Origin of the sequence: Arthrobacter sp. NPDC058127, from assembly GCF_042884555.1 — a bacterium.
GTDB lineage: Bacteria > Actinomycetota > Actinomycetes > Actinomycetales > Micrococcaceae > Arthrobacter.
Map to the genome: position 1 here is coordinate 1 of NZ_JBHVTT010000022.1, position 15,011 is coordinate 15,011.

Below are 15,011 nucleotides of genomic sequence, written 5' to 3' on the forward strand. Positions count from 1 at the left end.
GTACGTGCATCGGAGATTGCATTTGTCCGTCAGGGACAAGCGCATGTCGGTGGCCCGGCGTCCGTAACGGTCGAACAGGCCCGCCGGAGTTCCGGCAGGGCGCGGCGGGGGTGCAGACACGCTGCTTCCCGTCCCGTCGCCCGTGGGAGGCAACGGCATGCCTAGCTGAACACTCATGGGTTCAGGCTACGCCAGGCAGGGCCGAAGCGTGATATCGCCCACGGGTCACGTTCGTCGGTTGCCCGCCGCTGAAGGCAACGCATGGCGCGACTTCTTACGGAATACATACGGTTGGCCCGCGGGCGCCCGGAACACATACCGCGGGCACCCTGCGAATCTATGCTGAAGGTGTGAACATGCAGCCCGCCCCGCACGCTGCCGAAGTCGGCAATCGCCGCATTCTGCTGGTCGAAGACGAACAGACCATCGCCGACGTCGTCCGGGACTACCTGGTCCAGGCAGGCTTCCAGGTCGATCTCGCGGGCGACGGCTTCACCGCGCTGAGCCTCGCGGCCGCCAGGCGGCCCGACCTTGTCATCCTGGACCGGATGCTGCCCGGACTCGACGGCGTGGAAGTGTGCCGCAGGCTGCGCCTGGCCATGAGCGTTCCCATCATCATGGTGACTGCCCTTGGCACGGAAGACGACCGGATCCTTGGACTGGAAACGGGAGCGGACGACTATGTGACCAAGCCCTTCTCACCCCGCGAGCTGGTCCTCCGGGTGAAGTCCGTGTTGCGCCGGAGCATCCGGGAATTCAGCCCGGAACCTCCCGTGGAGCTCGCCGGCTTCGAACTGGATCCGGCCTCCCGCACGGTGCTCCAGGATGGCAAGCCCCTCATGCTTACGGCGCGTGAGTTCGATCTGCTGGCATTCCTGCTCCGTCGGCCCAACCAGGTGTTCAGCCGCGAGGATCTCATCAAGGCGGTCTGGGGCTGGGACTTCGGGGATTTGTCCACCGTGACGGTCCACGTCCGTCGCCTGCGCGAAAAGATCGAGGACAACCCCACCACCCCGGTGCTGCTCAAAACGGTCTGGGGAATCGGCTACCGTTTTGACGCGAAGGAAGGTGGACATGCAGCCAGCTGAAATGTTCACGATCCTGGGCTGGATGCTGCTGTGGGCTGTCCTCATCGGCGCCTTGACCCTTGCCTTGCTGCGTTTCCTGCGCGGCGCGTCGATCCTGGTGCAGATCTGCCTCGTGGTGGTGGCCACAGTTGCTGTCCTCGTGGCAGGGATGGTGAGCGCTTTCAATGCGATGTTCATTTCCGCCGTGGACCTCGAAGTCATGTGGTACATCCTGGGCGTAGCCTCGGCCGTGGCGATCGCGATTTCCCTGGTCCTCGGGGCCGGGGTGTCCCGAAACGCCATCCGGCTCGTGGCCGCAACGCGGCGCCTCGGCAGCGGAGAAGCCCTCGATGGCTCGTTCCTGCCACAACCAGGGTCGCGGCGGGCCGGACCGGCAATGAACTCCGAGCTTGCCCAGCTCGCCCAGGAACTCGAAGCGAGCAGCATCAAACTGGAGGAATCCCGGCGACGGGAAGCCGCCGTCGAAACCGCCCGCCGCGAACTGGTCTCCTGGATCTCGCACGACCTCCGGACCCCCTTGGCCAGCATGCGGGCCATGGCCGAAGCGCTGGAAGACGGTATGGCCTCCGACGTCCCCGCGTACTATCGCAAGATCATCGCCCAGGCGGATCAGATGGCGGTCATGGTCAACGATCTTCTCGAACTTTCCAAAATCCAGGCGGGAACCCTACGGCTGAGCGCAGAATCCTTGGACCTCTACGACCTCGTGAGCGACGCCATCGCCGATCTCGCGCCGCTCGCCGCCCAGCGCGGGATCCGGCTCGACGGCGGCGGCGACCGCGAGTGCATGGCCGTCGCGGACGGCCCCAGCCTGGGAAGGGCCGTCCGGAACGTGCTGCTCAACGCGATTATCTACAGCCGGCCCGACGGCGGGGTCCTGGTTCGCGTCGGACGCGACGGAAGCGACGCCGTCGTCGACGTCGTGGACAGCTGCGGGGGTATCGACGAGGAGGATCTCGCCCACGTTTTCGAGACCGGCTGGCAAAAGGACCGTTCCCGGGGAGCAGGAATGCCCGTCGATGGGGGTCTGCCGCGATACAGCGGGGCAGGCGTGGGGCTCAGCATGGTGGCAGGGATTGTGAAGGCGCATGGCGGCAATGTCACGGTGGCGAACACGGGGGAGGGCTGCTGTTTCACGCTCCGCCTTCCATCGGGCGCAGAGTCAAGCGCATCCCGCACCAAGGTATTTCCGATACAGAAAGTGCCCGCGGACACCGTTCCGGCAGAGGGCACCAAACAGGCAGGCACATCATGAGCAGGACCACTTCGAAGAAAGCCAGTACCAGGACGGCGGCCCGGTGGGCGGCTGCGTGCGGCGTGGTGGCGATCGGACTCGGGGTGGCGGCCGGCGAGTTGCTGGCCGGGTTCCTGAGCCCGTCCGTCTCGCCCGTCACAGCCCTGGGCGGTGTGGTCATCGACGCCGTGCCGGGTTGGGCCAAGGAACTGGCCGTCAACCTTTTCGGCACCGCCGACAAAATCGCCCTGATCGTCAGCATCGCCCTGGTCACTTTGATCCTCGCCGCAGTCGCCGGCCTCCTGGAGTATCGGCGAAAAGGAGCGGGGCTGGCGCTCGCCTTGCTCGCTGGAGCTGCGGGGCTGGCTGCAGTGCTGACCCGTGCCCAAGCCGCGCCGACAGCCGCAATTGCCCCCGTCGTGGCCACGATCGTCACCATGCTTTTCCTCCGGCTCCTGATCCAGCGGCTCGAAACCTGGCGACCCGTGCCCGAGGCGGCAGACATGCCATTGGCCCGCCGAAGCTTCATGCAATTGCTGGGTGGAACCGCGATCGCAGCGGTCGTCGTCGGGATCGTGACAACAGTGGTGCGCAGGGCAGGAACGGTGGCATCGGACTTCCGCAACGGGGTGGTCCTTCCAGCCCCGGTGACGCCTCCCGAAAAAGTTCCCGACGGCGCCGCTCTCACCTTGCCGGGCCTGCTGCCGCTCGTCACGCCGAACCCCGACTTCTACCGGATCGACACCGCGCTGATCCCGCCGGCCGTGAATCCGCCGGACTGGACCCTGAAGGTGACCGGCCTGGTGGAACGCGAAGTCACCTTGGATTTCGCCACCCTGCTGACGAAGCCGATGATCGAGCGTTACGTGACCATCGCTTGCGTGTCCAACGAAGTCGGCGGAGACCTGATCGGCAACGCCCTCTGGCTGGGCTGGCCGGTCCGCGAACTCCTCGCCATGGCCGGGCCCAAGCCCGGGGCGGATATGGTGCTCTCCCGCAGCACTGACGGCTGGACCGCCGGAACCCCCCTCGAAGCGCTCACGGACAACCGTGACGCTATCCTCGCCGTCGGAATGAACGGCGAACCGTTGCCGCTCGAGCACGGCTTCCCCGTCCGGATGGTCGTTCCGGGCCTCTATGGATATGTTTCGGCCACCAAATGGCTGACGGAACTGAAGGTCACCCGTTTCGCCGACGACCAGGGCTACTGGGTCCCGCGAGGTTGGAGCGATCATGGTCCCATCAAGACGCAGTCCCGCATCGACGTGCCCCGGGACGGCCGCTCGGTCAGGGCCGGAACGGTCCAGTTCGGCGGTGTCGCCTGGGCTCAGCAGCGCGGCGTTTCCCGCGTGGAGTTGCGCGTCGACCGAGGCAATTGGCAGGAAGCCAAGCTAGCCCCGGGGATCTCCTCGGACACGTGGTACCAATGGCAGCTGGGCCTTGAGTTGGGCTCAGGGAACCATGAAGTCCAGGTCCGTGCCACCGATGCCACGGGTACCCCGCAGCCCGAAGCCCAAACCCCCGTGGCACCGGACGGCGCCACGGGGTTCCACACCATCCATGTCACCGCCAACTGACATTAGGCTGTGAAGGTCTGAGCGAAACAACCCGGGAGGAACCCTCGTGGCACGATCCGTCGCAGCCCACCGCCAAGCCGTCCAGGAGCTGCTGTCCGGCCTTGCACACGTAGATGGCACCGAAGAGCTGCCGTTGATGGGGGCGCTCGGCAGGGTACTTGCCGCCGACGTCTTGGCCCCGCTGAGCCTGCCGCCGTTCGCCAACTCCCAGATGGACGGTTTTGCCGTCCGCTCTGCGGACCTGGCCCCCCACGCAGGGAGCGACGCCGGTGCGGAGCTGACGGTCGTGGATCCCGTCCCGGCCGGCGCGGCACCGGTCCGGCTCATGCCCGGCACCGCAGCCCCGATCATGACCGGCGCCATGATGCCCGAGGGTGCCGACGCCGTCGTGCCCATCGAACAGGCAGTGCCTGATGTCTTTCCCGTCCCCGGTGTCCCATCAACCGTCCGCCTTCCCACCACTGAGCCCGGAACGTTCGTCCGCGACGCCGGGAGCGACATCACCGCGGGAACCGTTGCCTTGCGCGCCGGAACCGCCCTCGGACCGGGGCAATTGGGGCTGCTCGCCGCCCTGGGGATGACCGCCGTCGAGGTCCGCACGCCGGTGCGCGTGCTCCTGGTCACCACCGGCGATGAAGTCGTGGAACCCGGTACGTCCCTGCCGGAAGGCAAGATCTACGATTCCAACGGAACCCTGCTCGAAGCCGCCATGCTGCAGTCCGGCCTCCACGTCACGCGGACGGGAATCAGCGGCGACAATCCTACCGAGCTGCTGGCGCTCCTCCGCAGCCTGGGCGGCACTGTCGATCTCATCGTCAGCACCGGGGGCGTCAGCAAGGGCGCCTACGAAGTGGTCCGGCAGGCCATGATGGAACAGCCGGTCGAATTCGTGTCGGTGGCCATGCAACCCGGCGGCCCCCAAGGGATCGGGACGTTCGACGGTTTGCCCTTCCTGGGATTCCCGGGCAATCCCGTGAGCTGCCTCGTGTCCTTCGAAATGTTCCTCCGCCCGGCGCTCGCCGCCGTCGTCGGAAGCCCTGCATTGCGTCCGAGCCTCCAGGCCCGCCTTACGGAGTCTCTGACTTCGCCGGCCGGCAAGCACCAGGTCCGCCGCGGCACGCTTCTTCCGGGGGGAACGGTCAGGCTGGAGGGAGGTGCCGGTTCCCATCTCATCCATGCGCTCGCCAACTCGAACGCGCTGGTCCAGGTGCCTGCAGCCGTCACGGAACTCGACGCCGGGGCGGAAGTGGAAGTATGGATGTTGTGAATGACACTTCAGACTCCGCCGGCATGGTCGGCGGCCTCACCCCCTTGAGCCAGGATGGCGGCGCCCTTGCGCATTTGAGCCAAGACGGCGGCGCCCTTACGCATTTGCGCCAAGATGGTACAGCCCAGATGGTCGATGTCTCCGAGAAGGCCGTGACCACACGTGAGGCTACGGCCACAGCCACCGTCCACAGCACCGCCGAGGTGCTTGCCCTGCTCGGGGCCGGTGAGCTGCCCAAGGGGGACGCCTTGGCCGTGGCCCGGGTTGCCGGCATCATGGCAGCCAAGAAGACCCCTGAACTCATCCCCCTGTGCCACCCGCTGCCTATTTCCAAGGTCACGGTGGACTTCGAGCTTGGCCAGGACACGGTAGTTGTCCTGGCAACTGTGAAGACCAGGGGCGTCACGGGCGTGGAGATGGAAGCGTTGACCGCGGCCTCGGTGGCTGCCTTGAGCGTCTATGACATGATCAAGGCCGTGGACAAGCACGCCGTGATCAGCGGCATCCAGGTGCTGGCGAAGAGCGGCGGAAAGAGCGGCGACTGGGCCCTGCCCGCCTCGTCCGGCGCGCCCGGCGAAGGACCACGCGCATGAACGCCTGCGAACCCCGCCGCGGCCCGCGGAAGGCCGGCGTGGTCATCGCGTCCAACCGCGCTGCGGCAGGAATCTACGAGGACAAGAGTGGTCCCGTGATCCTGGACTGGTTGGTCGAACACGGCTACGAGACCTTTCCCGTCATGGTGGTGCCGGATGGTGAGCCTGTCGGTGCCGCCATCCGTGCGCTACTGACCCAGGAACCTGCCGTCGTCATTACCAGCGGCGGTACGGGACTGAGCCCCGATGACCGCACTCCGGAAGTCACGTTGCCATTGTTGGACCGCGAAATACCGGGGCTCATGGAGGGTATCCGCCGCGCCGGAGCCTCCAAGACCCCCATGGCGATGCTGAGCCGGGGCCATGCCGGTACAGCCGGCAAGACGTTCATCGTGAACCTGCCGGGTTCGCCGAAGGGCGTGATGGACGGCCTCGCCGTACTGGACCCTGTTATTGCCCACCTATGCGATCAGTTGGAGGGAAGTCATGACCACTGAAACCGACTTCGAAGTCATCAGCGCGATCCTCAGCGCGGAGCCGATTTCCGTCGACCAGGCCATAGCGGCGGTTGAATCGGACACGGCGGGAGCGGTAGTGAGCTTCAGCGGCGTGGTCCGCAACCACGACGGCGGCAAACCCGTCGACAGGCTCAGCTACAGCGCCCACCCCACGGCGCACCAGGTCATGGCCGACGTAGTCGCGAAACTCGTGGCCGAGCACTCAGGAGAAGCTGCGCAGCCTGTCCGGATCTGGGCAGCACACCGGATCGGCATGCTGGAGATTGGCGAACCTGCGCTCGTCTGCGCCGTTGCCGCCGCACACCGCGGACAAGCCTTCGCAGTGTGCTCGGAGCTTGTGGACAGGATCAAAGCGCAAGTGCCCATCTGGAAGGAACAGTTCTTCAGCGACGGCACGGTCGAGTGGGTCGGGGCAGGGGAGTAGCCCGGGCGCAGGGATCGCGAGCGCTACAACGTCACGAGATTTGTGCGCACCGCATGGATGAGTACTTGGACGCGGTCGCGCACGTCCCATTTGTTCATGATGCGGCCGAGGTTCGACTTGATCGTCGCCTCGGAGAGGTGGAGAGCCTGTGCTATCTCGGCGTTTGACATACCCTGCGCGAGAAACACCACGATCGACAGTTCGCGTTCTGTGAGCGCTTGGGCGCGGGAGAGCGCGACGTGACCGTTGGGGTTGGCCGTGTGCCGGACGGCCGCAATGAGTCCACGAGTTATGCGCGGCGAGAGCACTGACCTGTCAGCGTGCACGTCCAAGATGGCGCTGACGATCTCGTCCGGATGAGTGTCCTTCACAAGATAGCCGGAGGCTCCGGCCCTGAGCGCGGCGATGACGTGGCTTTCGGAGGAGAACGTGGTCACTGCAAGCACCCGGGCGTCCGGGTATTCGGCAGTGATCCTCTCTGTTGCGGCAATGCCGTTCATCACCGGCATTTGGATGTCCATCAGTACTACGTCCGGTTGTAACTTGCGGTACTGCTCGACGGCTTCCGTTCCATTAACTGCTTCTCCGGCCACAACTGTGGCCGGAGCTGACTCCAGGAAGATGCGCAATGCGTGTCGCACGAGGGCTTCGTCATCGACGATCAGAACACGCACGCCTTCCATTCCTACAGTTTAGGTGTCGGGAGTCGACTCTCAGATCAGACTAAAGTCGCGCAAGGAGTCGACTTTCGTCGGCAGACCCTGTGCCGGCCGGCTGCGACGATTAGCTTGTTGGTACTTTCGGGCAGAAAGGGATTTGACCGTGTCTGCAGCGAGCGTAGTGGGCGGGCTGGCGTTCCGCCTGGGGCCCGCCGATCTTCGGCCGGATGGGTAGGGCAATGAGACTGTGTGCCTGAGCGTCCGCCCGCTTCGTCTGGATAATTGGGGGATGAAGCGAAGCGGTCCGGCAGAGGCTGCCCGCAACAATGTCCACGGGTCTGCCGGTTGGCGTGGCTTCTGGGCGTACACAGCGTTGCCGGCGGGTGCTCGTCTCGCATTGGCGGCCGTTGTCGCGGTGGGGTTGCTGGTGGATGGTGTGCTGGCGCTAGTTGCCCAGACACCGATGCCCACCGCGGCTGTTTACGTGGGCGCGCTCATCGCAATCGGTGCTTTCGCATGGCGGCCTCCCATAGCGGCGATGGTGCTCGCGGCATGCGGCCTCGTCGCAACATTTCTTGGTGCGGGTGGGCCTTACTCTCTGGCTCTTGCCGTCTCGGTCGGCTTGGTCACGAGTACGTGCAGTCGGTGGCTGAGTGTCTCATACTGCGTCATCACAGCGGGGTGGGCGGTGGTTGCGGCAGGGGTTGGCCAGGGGCTCGCACAAGGCGGCGGGATCGGCAGCGTTGCCGCTGGCCTTGCTTCGGGACTAATCGGTTGGGGGTTCCGCGGAGGTCGAGCGAGGGAACATCAGCTTGCTGCTGACATTGATCGGCTCAAAAGAGAATCGGCGGCCGCCGTACAGATGGAGCGGGATCGAATCGCTGATGAGCTGCACAACATCATTGCCCACGACATCACGACCGTTGTGATGCAGGCCCGGGCCCTCGAACTGGTGGACGACCCCGTGGCTCGCGATACATCAAGGCGTGCGATCACTGATGCCGCGACACAAGCCCTCACAGACATCCGACGGATGCTGCGTTTAGTCCAGGGGACGGACGAGACGGTCGGAGAAGCCGGGGCAGGTGCAGTGTCCTTGGCAGCGACGTTGGAGTCCTTACGTCTTGGACTCGGCTCGATGGGAGCTTCGGTCGAGCTCTCCTTTCCCGGCAGTGAGTTGTCCATTTCGAACAGCATCGAGACGACTCTCGTGCACATCGCACGTGAGGCAGCCACCAACGTGATGAAGCACGCTCGGCAGAGCCCGTCGATTCGTTTGGCGGTGACGTCTGATCGCGAATGCATCACATTGCAGGTCTGGAATGCTCCGTCCAGCGGCGGGGAGGATTTGACCGCTGATGCGACGGGCTACGGACTGAAGCGGATGAACGACCGGGTGATGCTGCTTGGCGGAACGTTCAAGGCAGGCGGTGATGAAACGGGGTGGACCGTGACGGCGACGATGCCCAGGTTCTAATGGGCCAGTAGTCCAACAGATTTCGCGGTCAGAGGATTCGCGTCCGCGAACGTTGGGTCGCATTGCGAGAGGAACGGGTGCATTCGAACGATGTCTAACTCGATACGGATGACGGTGTTTGAGACGGGAGGTCGGGATGAATCGTAGTCAGTGGCGACAACAATGTCGCACTGAGAGGAAGGTGAGGTGGGTCGATGCCTGCCATCATTCTGGCTGTCATCCGAGCAGTCATGCACTTGGGTTCCCGGGCGGTCAACTGGGTGACGGCCAACTGGCGCACGGTGCTGGACTGGCTCAACGCCGGCAGGACGATCGATTGGATCGTTCGGCGGATCCGAGACATCCTCGGGCTGTGAGCAGCGGGAAAGGGCGCGCTCAGCCCAGCCGGGGTCGCCCTTTTCCGTGTCATACCACCGTGCGCGAGCAGGTGACGCGATGACTACAACGACAGGTGACGACCCGCGCGGGATAGCGAGGGGGATCGCAAGAGTGGCGGAGACAGATGTCGCTGGCGCGACATTTTCGGCAGCGGTGAGCCGCCGCGCGGTGACAGTGTGGAACATCACTTCTGGCTGTACCGGGCTGATCGCTTGCGTCGTGCTGCTCGGCTTCCGCCTGGTCTTTCAAGACGGCTGGCTCGCGATCGTCCTGGTTGTCTTGGCGGTCGTGACCGTCGCCTCGACGGTCGCTGAGTGCCTGATCGTCAACCCTCGACGAGCCCTTACGTTCCGTTATGGAGTGGAGCCGCCGGGCCTGTCGATCGCTCAGGGCCGGTGGATTCGACGTGAGACCTTTGTGCCGAGGGCACAGATTCTCTATGTCCGGCTTCGACGCGGTCCGGTGCTGCGCAACTTTGGACTTGCGAGTGTGCACGTAGGTGTACTGGGCAGGGAGTTCATGGTTCCCTGTCTCGACGAGCAGGATGCTGAGCGGCTGCGGGGGGCGTTGAAAAACGTCGATAGGGGAGCCGCCTGATGCGCAACTCGCCACTGTTGATGCTGGTCAGACTCCTGAAGGCGCTGCCACAGTCTGTACTTATCGTCATCGGGATCGTCGTCGCGACCTCCACGTTTCAAGGCGGGATTGCCGCGGCGTTGTGGGTGCTCCTCGCATACTTCGTCTATACGCGGATCTACGTGATCTTCTACGACTACCTGGCAACCGCCTGGGATGTACGGTCAGATGGCTTCCACTATCGACGAGGCCTCTTCTCGCGGGAGACCTTAACCATCGCTCGCAACGATATCGCGAGCGTCCATCTCTCGCAGGGCGGCCTGGACCGGTTTTGGAAGCTGTTCGAAGTGCGGGTGCAAAGTACTGCGGGGGGACGCGCCAGCCTGCTTCTGCACGCGGTCACACGTGACCAAGTCGATGAGATCGCCCGCGTCTACGGTGTTCGTCCGACCCTGCAGGCCAAGGATGTCAATACTGCCGCAGGGTCCGGCCGGCAGGAGGAGGCACCCGCGGAAGGCGTTACCGAAGCGCCCTCCGTGGTGGCGAGCGCGGTTTCCCTTCGGAACGCGGACTGCTGGCTTATCTCCCTCACATACGGCAAGTACATGCTTCTCATTCCGGTGCTTTGGACGTTGATCTCCCGGTTCACGGGGAACACTGGTGTCGCCCAGCTCGAGTGGACCGTAGACCAGTTGCGAGCGCAGCCGGGCCTTGCGCTGGCCGCAATGCCCTTGCTGCTCGCCGCGAGCGTCGCTTACGGCGCCTTAGTGGCCTATCTGAAATATTCGAAGACGCTCGTCCGTGTGGAACCCGACTCCGATGGCATGCTGAAGATGCGGGTATCGCGCGGGCTGATATCTACCGTGGATCAATCCACCCGCGTCGACCGAATCGACGCACTCGAAATGCGGCAGAACGTCGTGATGCGGGTGTTTGGGCGATACTCGCTGCGAGTGATCGTGCGGGCTCAGGGGTCCGGAAGCGCGAGCCGTACAGTTGTGATCCCGATTGCCCGCCACTCAGACATCGACGCATTCGTCGCACAGTACCTTCCGCGATTCCGCATCGTCAGCGGCGTTGAGGTCGCCGGCATCAACCCGGTCCTGGGATGGGGCGCAGGCTTGACTGTGGGAGGAGTCGTGGCGGGCACGCTAGCGGCTCTGGTCTCACCGCCGGTTGTCGTCGTGATCATGGCGTTAGTGGTGATCGCGACCGCGGTGGCGCAACTGGCGGTTAAGCGCGCTGACTTCTCCACTGACAGCCGGTTGTGGCGAGTGAGATCGGGGGTGCTTGGCACGAGGACGTGGGTGCTCCCCTCAACAAGCCCTGCCTCGACGACGATATACGGCAACGCGTCCGGATGGCGATTTTGTGTGCTCGCTTTCCGTGCCGGCGGCACAGTGCCTCGGACAATCAGAGCGCTCCTCCGAGGCTCGGGTCACGCGACGCTGATGGAGGCGCTCTCGCGTGACCAGGTGCACGCATCATGATCGAAGTGATCGGACTCACGAAGTCATACGGCGGACGGACACGGGTTGATGACGTTACCTTCAGCGTCGGCGACGGCCGTATCGTCGGCTTCATCGGGCCTAACGGCGCCGGCAAGACCACTACGATGCGAACCGCCCTCGGCCTTGAGAAGCCCGATTCGGGGCGGGCGTTGTTCGACGGACGCCCATACCGGGAGCTTCCCAACCCACGCCAGAGCGTTGGGGCGGTCCTCGACGCCGGGGCGCTGATCCCTGACCTCCGCGCGATTGAGCTCCTGCGTTACTGCGCAAGTGTTCAGGGCGTGGACAAGGCCCGGGCCGAACGGGTTCTGGCCATGGTCGACCTCGGTGAGGCCCGTAGACGGAGGGTGCGCGAGCTTTCGCTTGGCATGAGGCAGCGTCTCGCGCTCGCCGCAGCCATCTTGGGCAACCCGGGCAACTACGTCCTTGATGAGCCGCTCAACGGTCTCGACCCCTCGGGCATCCAGTGGCTGCGTCACTTGCTCCTCCAACTTCGCGATGAGGGCGCGGCGCTTCTCCTGTCGTCGCACATCATCACCGAGCTCGAGCTCGTGGCTGACGACGTCGTACTGATCAACAACGGCGTGCTCAAACTCCGAAGCAGCCTCGCCGACCTTGCACGAGGAGCCGGGCCGCGGGTCAACGTCATAAGCGAGGACGTCGGCACCTTCATCGCGCTCGCAAAGAGGAACGGCGCCACCATCGTCAAAGCAGACGATCGCGCCGTGGTCGTCGCAGACCTCACAGCGCGTGAGGTGTTCTCGCTTGCGGCTGCCCATGGGCTTGTCTTGGATGAGCTTCGCACCGAGAGCGTCTCGCTTGACGACGTGTATCGACGGATCGTGGACACGAAAATCGAAGGAGAGGCTCCTTGAGGATGCTGCGCCCACCCATCCGAATCGCTCGCCAGCAAGACGCGCAACGGCGGAGCGAGCTCGTGTCTGCCGAGACGATCCGGATCCTCCGGACACGGACGTCCGTGGTCGTGCTGTTGCTCGGAGCAGCCGTACCGCTCGCGCTCGGCGTTGGACAAGCGATCTATCGAAAGGTGTCTTCGCCGGCACCGGATCTGACAGGTATCGCGACGGCCGGGGTCGACATCTTCGCGTTCGTGGCAGCTCTGGCTGCGGCCATCGGCGTTGGCCGCGACTACCAGACGGGAGCGATCGCCTTCCGGATGTTGCTCGTCCCGCGCCGCGGACGGCTGCTTGCCGCGAGCGCACTCGGGTACAGCGGGGTTGCCGCAGCACTTGCGGTGCTCGTCATGCTCGTTGTCGGCGTCTTCGCTGCTGTGTTCGGCGGGGCGTTCGCGCCCTTCTCTGCTGACTCCGTCGCCGCGGTAATGCGTTCTATCGCTGCGGTGGCGCTCGCTTCATGCTTCGGTGCAGGGCTCGGGTACGCGGTGCGCTCAGCCACCGTCGCCGCGATCGTCATCATCACCGTCTTTTGGCTTGCGCCGATCACTCTCCTCATCGCCGGACTGAGCGGGGTGCAGGGCGCCACGTCAGTAGCGAATATCACCACCGGGATACTGGTCGGGCAAGCGATCAGCACCACCCCCGAGCCAGGGGACGCCCTCGGGCCCTGGGGAGCGCTCCTCCTTCTTGCGATCTGGTCCGGCGGAGTGCTTCTTCTAGCCGCCCTGCGATTGAAAGGAAAGTGATCCCATGTCCAAGAAAGCCCGATCCTGGCTTTGGTTCCTTGTGCCCACGCTGGTGGTGGCGGCGCTCGTTATCGCAATCAGCATCCCGGGACTCAAGGCCGCTCAGCAAGAAATCGGTGCCGATTCCCTGACGATTCCAATCGTTGCCATGCTCATCCTCGCCGTCGTTGCCGGCTCGCTGTTGGGACTCATCGTGCTGGGCCTTCGAAATCTCGTTCGACCGCGATCTGTCGCCCCATCCCGCGATTAGGATCCGGGGCAAGTCCGGTTCGCGCCGCCCGGTAGGGTTAAGGACATGACCGAACAACTTGCTGTCGCCGTGTTGGGCGCCCAGGGCCGCATGGGTATCGAAGCCGTCAAAGCGGTGGAGGAAGCCTCCGACATGAAGCTCGTCGCGGCGCTCGGCCGCGGAGATTCCCTTGATACCCTGCTCGACGCCGGCGCCAAGTATGTCGTCGACCTGACCGTTCCGGACAGCACCGAAGCCAACGTCCGCTTCGCCGTCGAACACGGCATGCATGCTGTTGTCGGCACCACTGGCTGGGACGCCGAGCGGCTCGCGGCGTTGCGCGAGTTGCTTGCGGCGAACCCGGAGGCAGGCGTCCTTATCGCCCCCAACTTCGCCCTCGGCTCCGTCCTTGCCTCGGCCTTCGCCGCCAAGGCTTCCAAGTATTTCGAATCGGTGGAAATCATCGAGCTGCACCACCCGAACAAGGTGGACGCGCCCTCGGGCACGGCCGTCCGCACGGCCCAGCTCATTGCCGCCGCCCGCGAAGAAGCCGGCGTCCCCGCTAGCCCGGATGCCACGAACACTGCCCTTGACGGTGCCCGCGGTTGCGATGTGGACGGTGTCCGCGTCCACAGCGTCCGTTTGCGCGGACTCGTGGCGCATCAGGAAGTGCTCCTGGGCGGGCCGGGAGAGCAACTGACCATCCGCCACGATTCCTTCGACCGGGCGTCCTTCATGCCCGGAGTGTTGCTGGGACTGCGCAATGTGGCGTCCCACCCCGGGCTGACCGTCGGCCTGGACGGCTATTTGGATCTGGGGCTGTAGGCGCATGGGCCCGCTCTGGAAGGCATTCAAGGAGAACCGCACCAAGATCTGGGTAGGTGCCGTCACCCTGTTGCTGGTTCTCTATCTCGTGGTCACCTTCGAACGCTCGATCCTGCTGCTCAGTGACGCGAACCTGGTAGCCAAGGGAATCGGCGCTGCCTACCTGGTGCTTCCCATCATCGGAGCGTGGGCACTGATCCGCGAACTTGTCTTCGGTGCACGCACGGAGAAGATGGCCAAGGTGCTCGAAGCGGAGGGCGGGCTGCCGGTGGACAACTTGCCCCGTACACCGGGAGGCCGCATTGTGCGTGCCGCCGCGGACGCCGAGTTTGAGAAGTACCGCGTGGAGGCCGAGGCCGCCCCCGAGGACTGGCGGTCCTGGTTCCGGCTCAGCTGCGCCTACGATGCCGCCGGCGACCGAAAGCGGGCGAGGGAATCCATGCGCGACGCCGTGCGCCTCTTCCGCAGCGAGCCCACCGCAGCGGAGCGGTAGCGGCTGTCGCCTCGAAGGAAACACCTTGTATTCGAATATATGTTCGAATACCATGGCTGCATGAGCGATCCTTCGAAGCGGCCGAACGGCTATCCCCATGGCCTGGACGGGCCCATGAAGGCGATGAGCCCGGGCGTCGTCGATTTCCTCTTCCGGCAGCTTGTGGCGGGGGAGCCGCCTGAAGACATGCAGTGGCGGCGCGAGGGAACCGTTCTGGGCGAGCAGAAGCCGGGAGCCGAACTCGCCAGGCGGCTTGCAGAAGCCGACCTTGAATCATTGACCCCCGTTGAATTGTTCGACTATGTGCGGGCAGCCCAACGGCTCGGGGCGTGGGCGGACCGCTTGCGGGAGGCTGCTGTTGCGCAGTATTGCGCGTCGGAGACGCCAGCGAAGCCCGGGCGCCATAGCGACGCTTCAGCCTGAGGCCTTGCTCCCATTTCGCTGAATTTGACGACAATCACGCGGGCCCCATTCTCCTAACCCGCAGCTGACAGGGTAA

Annotated in this window: 18 protein-coding genes and 1 pseudogene; 17 read left to right on the plus strand and 2 right to left on the minus strand. The window is 64.7% G+C overall.

Annotated features, from left to right (window positions below):
* Window positions 1-159, minus strand: a pseudogene (locus ACFVTG_RS21270) (GTP 3',8-cyclase MoaA); the annotation flags it as partial.
* Between the two features lie 197 nt (window positions 160-356).
* Here ACFVTG_RS21270 and ACFVTG_RS21275 point away from each other — a divergent pair.
* From ACFVTG_RS21275 to ACFVTG_RS21305, 7 genes are read left to right on the plus strand one after another with little or no spacing between them, the layout of a single operon-like run.
* Complete coding sequence (locus ACFVTG_RS21275) at window positions 357-1,088, plus strand: response regulator transcription factor (protein ID WP_284753628.1); 732 nt, start codon at window positions 357-359, stop codon at window positions 1,086-1,088.
* Window positions 1,075-2,343 (plus strand): sensor histidine kinase, encoded by a 1,269-nt coding sequence (locus ACFVTG_RS21280; protein WP_390282800.1) that lies wholly within the window; start codon window positions 1,075-1,077, stop codon window positions 2,341-2,343. The genes ACFVTG_RS21275 and ACFVTG_RS21280 overlap by 14 nt, the downstream gene beginning before the upstream one ends.
* Complete coding sequence (locus ACFVTG_RS21285; protein ID WP_390282801.1) at window positions 2,340-3,899, plus strand: molybdopterin-dependent oxidoreductase; 1,560 nt, start codon at window positions 2,340-2,342, stop codon at window positions 3,897-3,899. Before ACFVTG_RS21280 ends, ACFVTG_RS21285 begins: the two co-directional genes overlap by 4 nt.
* Before the next feature lie 46 nt (window positions 3,900-3,945).
* On the plus strand, window positions 3,946-5,166 hold the full coding sequence (gene glp, locus ACFVTG_RS21290) for a gephyrin-like molybdotransferase Glp (RefSeq protein ID WP_390282802.1): 1,221 nt from the start codon (window positions 3,946-3,948) through the stop codon (window positions 5,164-5,166).
* A 23-nt stretch (window positions 5,167-5,189) separates the two neighbouring features.
* A complete protein-coding gene (gene moaC / locus ACFVTG_RS21295; RefSeq protein WP_390282848.1) occupies window positions 5,190-5,759 on the plus strand; it encodes a cyclic pyranopterin monophosphate synthase MoaC in 570 nt (189 codons plus the stop codon).
* A complete protein-coding gene (locus ACFVTG_RS21300) occupies window positions 5,756-6,256 on the plus strand; it encodes a MogA/MoaB family molybdenum cofactor biosynthesis protein (protein ID WP_284753619.1) in 501 nt (166 codons plus the stop codon). The genes moaC and ACFVTG_RS21300 overlap by 4 nt, the downstream gene beginning before the upstream one ends.
* Window positions 6,246-6,701, plus strand: a complete 456-nt coding sequence (locus tag ACFVTG_RS21305; RefSeq protein ID WP_345449802.1) for a molybdenum cofactor biosynthesis protein MoaE — start codon at window positions 6,246-6,248, stop codon at window positions 6,699-6,701. The genes ACFVTG_RS21300 and ACFVTG_RS21305 overlap by 11 nt, the downstream gene beginning before the upstream one ends.
* A 23-nt stretch (window positions 6,702-6,724) precedes the next feature.
* Here ACFVTG_RS21305 and ACFVTG_RS21310 read toward each other — a convergent pair whose 3' ends face one another.
* On the minus strand, window positions 6,725-7,384 hold the full coding sequence (locus tag ACFVTG_RS21310) for a response regulator (RefSeq protein WP_390282803.1): 660 nt from the start codon (window positions 7,382-7,384) through the stop codon (window positions 6,725-6,727).
* 265 nt (window positions 7,385-7,649) lie between these two features.
* Between ACFVTG_RS21310 and ACFVTG_RS21315 the strand changes: the two genes are divergently transcribed.
* The 10 genes from ACFVTG_RS21315 (at window position 7,650) to ACFVTG_RS21360 (ending at window position 14,935) form a co-directional block, all read left to right on the plus strand.
* Complete coding sequence (locus tag ACFVTG_RS21315; RefSeq protein ID WP_390282804.1) at window positions 7,650-8,837, plus strand: sensor histidine kinase; 1,188 nt, start codon at window positions 7,650-7,652, stop codon at window positions 8,835-8,837.
* Between the two features lie 194 nt (window positions 8,838-9,031).
* Window positions 9,032-9,193, plus strand: a complete 162-nt coding sequence (locus ACFVTG_RS21320) for an aureocin A53 family class IId bacteriocin (protein WP_345449805.1) — start codon at window positions 9,032-9,034, stop codon at window positions 9,191-9,193.
* Window positions 9,194-9,272: 79 nt separating this feature from the next.
* Complete coding sequence (locus ACFVTG_RS21325; RefSeq protein WP_390282805.1) at window positions 9,273-9,812, plus strand: PH domain-containing protein; 540 nt, start codon at window positions 9,273-9,275, stop codon at window positions 9,810-9,812.
* On the plus strand, window positions 9,812-11,281 hold the full coding sequence (locus ACFVTG_RS21330) for a PH domain-containing protein (protein WP_390282806.1): 1,470 nt from the start codon (window positions 9,812-9,814) through the stop codon (window positions 11,279-11,281). The genes ACFVTG_RS21325 and ACFVTG_RS21330 overlap by 1 nt, the downstream gene beginning before the upstream one ends.
* A complete protein-coding gene (locus ACFVTG_RS21335; RefSeq protein WP_390282807.1) occupies window positions 11,278-12,177 on the plus strand; it encodes an ABC transporter ATP-binding protein in 900 nt (299 codons plus the stop codon). Before ACFVTG_RS21330 ends, ACFVTG_RS21335 begins: the two co-directional genes overlap by 4 nt.
* Window positions 12,178-12,179: 2 nt before the next feature.
* Complete coding sequence (locus tag ACFVTG_RS21340) at window positions 12,180-12,965, plus strand: hypothetical protein (protein ID WP_390282808.1); 786 nt, start codon at window positions 12,180-12,182, stop codon at window positions 12,963-12,965.
* Between the two features lie 4 nt (window positions 12,966-12,969).
* On the plus strand, window positions 12,970-13,215 hold the full coding sequence (locus tag ACFVTG_RS21345; RefSeq protein ID WP_284753612.1) for a hypothetical protein: 246 nt from the start codon (window positions 12,970-12,972) through the stop codon (window positions 13,213-13,215).
* A gap of 45 nt (window positions 13,216-13,260) precedes the next feature.
* Window positions 13,261-14,019: a 4-hydroxy-tetrahydrodipicolinate reductase gene (gene dapB, locus ACFVTG_RS21350; protein ID WP_284753611.1), complete on the plus strand. Its 759-nt coding sequence runs from the start codon at window positions 13,261-13,263 to the stop codon at window positions 14,017-14,019.
* A gap of 4 nt (window positions 14,020-14,023) precedes the next feature.
* Entirely contained in the window at window positions 14,024-14,512 is a 489-nt protein-coding gene (locus tag ACFVTG_RS21355) for a hypothetical protein (RefSeq protein ID WP_390282809.1), read from the plus strand.
* Between the two features lie 60 nt (window positions 14,513-14,572).
* Entirely contained in the window at window positions 14,573-14,935 is a 363-nt protein-coding gene (locus ACFVTG_RS21360) for a hypothetical protein (RefSeq protein ID WP_390282810.1), read from the plus strand.
* Window positions 14,936-15,011 lie beyond the last annotated feature (76 nt).

Excerpts from the sequence above, each read along its gene's own strand:
- ACFVTG_RS21330 (WP_390282806.1), top strand. The coding sequence starts at position 9,812 with ATGCGCAACTCGCCACTGTTGATGCTGGTCAGACTCCTGAAGGCGCTG.
- ACFVTG_RS21355 (WP_390282809.1), top strand. The coding sequence starts at position 14,024 with ATGGGCCCGCTCTGGAAGGCATTCAAGGAGAACCGCACCAAGATCTGG.
- ACFVTG_RS21300 (WP_284753619.1), top strand. The coding sequence starts at position 5,756 with ATGAACGCCTGCGAACCCCGCCGCGGCCCGCGGAAGGCCGGCGTGGTC.
- ACFVTG_RS21315 (WP_390282804.1), top strand. The coding sequence starts at position 7,650 with ATGAAGCGAAGCGGTCCGGCAGAGGCTGCCCGCAACAATGTCCACGGG.
- ACFVTG_RS21345 (WP_284753612.1), top strand. The coding sequence starts at position 12,970 with ATGTCCAAGAAAGCCCGATCCTGGCTTTGGTTCCTTGTGCCCACGCTG.
- ACFVTG_RS21310 (WP_390282803.1), bottom strand. The coding sequence starts at position 7,384 with ATGGAAGGCGTGCGTGTTCTGATCGTCGATGACGAAGCCCTCGTGCGA.
- ACFVTG_RS21360 (WP_390282810.1), top strand. The coding sequence starts at position 14,573 with ATGAGCGATCCTTCGAAGCGGCCGAACGGCTATCCCCATGGCCTGGAC.
- ACFVTG_RS21280 (WP_390282800.1), top strand. The coding sequence starts at position 1,075 with ATGCAGCCAGCTGAAATGTTCACGATCCTGGGCTGGATGCTGCTGTGG.
- ACFVTG_RS21340 (WP_390282808.1), top strand. The coding sequence starts at position 12,180 with ATGCTGCGCCCACCCATCCGAATCGCTCGCCAGCAAGACGCGCAACGG.
- ACFVTG_RS21285 (WP_390282801.1), top strand. The coding sequence starts at position 2,340 with ATGAGCAGGACCACTTCGAAGAAAGCCAGTACCAGGACGGCGGCCCGG.
- moaC (WP_390282848.1), top strand. The coding sequence starts at position 5,190 with ATGGTCGGCGGCCTCACCCCCTTGAGCCAGGATGGCGGCGCCCTTGCG.
- ACFVTG_RS21275 (WP_284753628.1), top strand. The coding sequence starts at position 357 with ATGCAGCCCGCCCCGCACGCTGCCGAAGTCGGCAATCGCCGCATTCTG.
- ACFVTG_RS21320 (WP_345449805.1), top strand. The coding sequence starts at position 9,032 with ATGCCTGCCATCATTCTGGCTGTCATCCGAGCAGTCATGCACTTGGGT.
- ACFVTG_RS21325 (WP_390282805.1), top strand. The coding sequence starts at position 9,273 with ATGACTACAACGACAGGTGACGACCCGCGCGGGATAGCGAGGGGGATC.
- ACFVTG_RS21305 (WP_345449802.1), top strand. The coding sequence starts at position 6,246 with ATGACCACTGAAACCGACTTCGAAGTCATCAGCGCGATCCTCAGCGCG.
- dapB (WP_284753611.1), top strand. The coding sequence starts at position 13,261 with ATGACCGAACAACTTGCTGTCGCCGTGTTGGGCGCCCAGGGCCGCATG.
- ACFVTG_RS21335 (WP_390282807.1), top strand. The coding sequence starts at position 11,278 with ATGATCGAAGTGATCGGACTCACGAAGTCATACGGCGGACGGACACGG.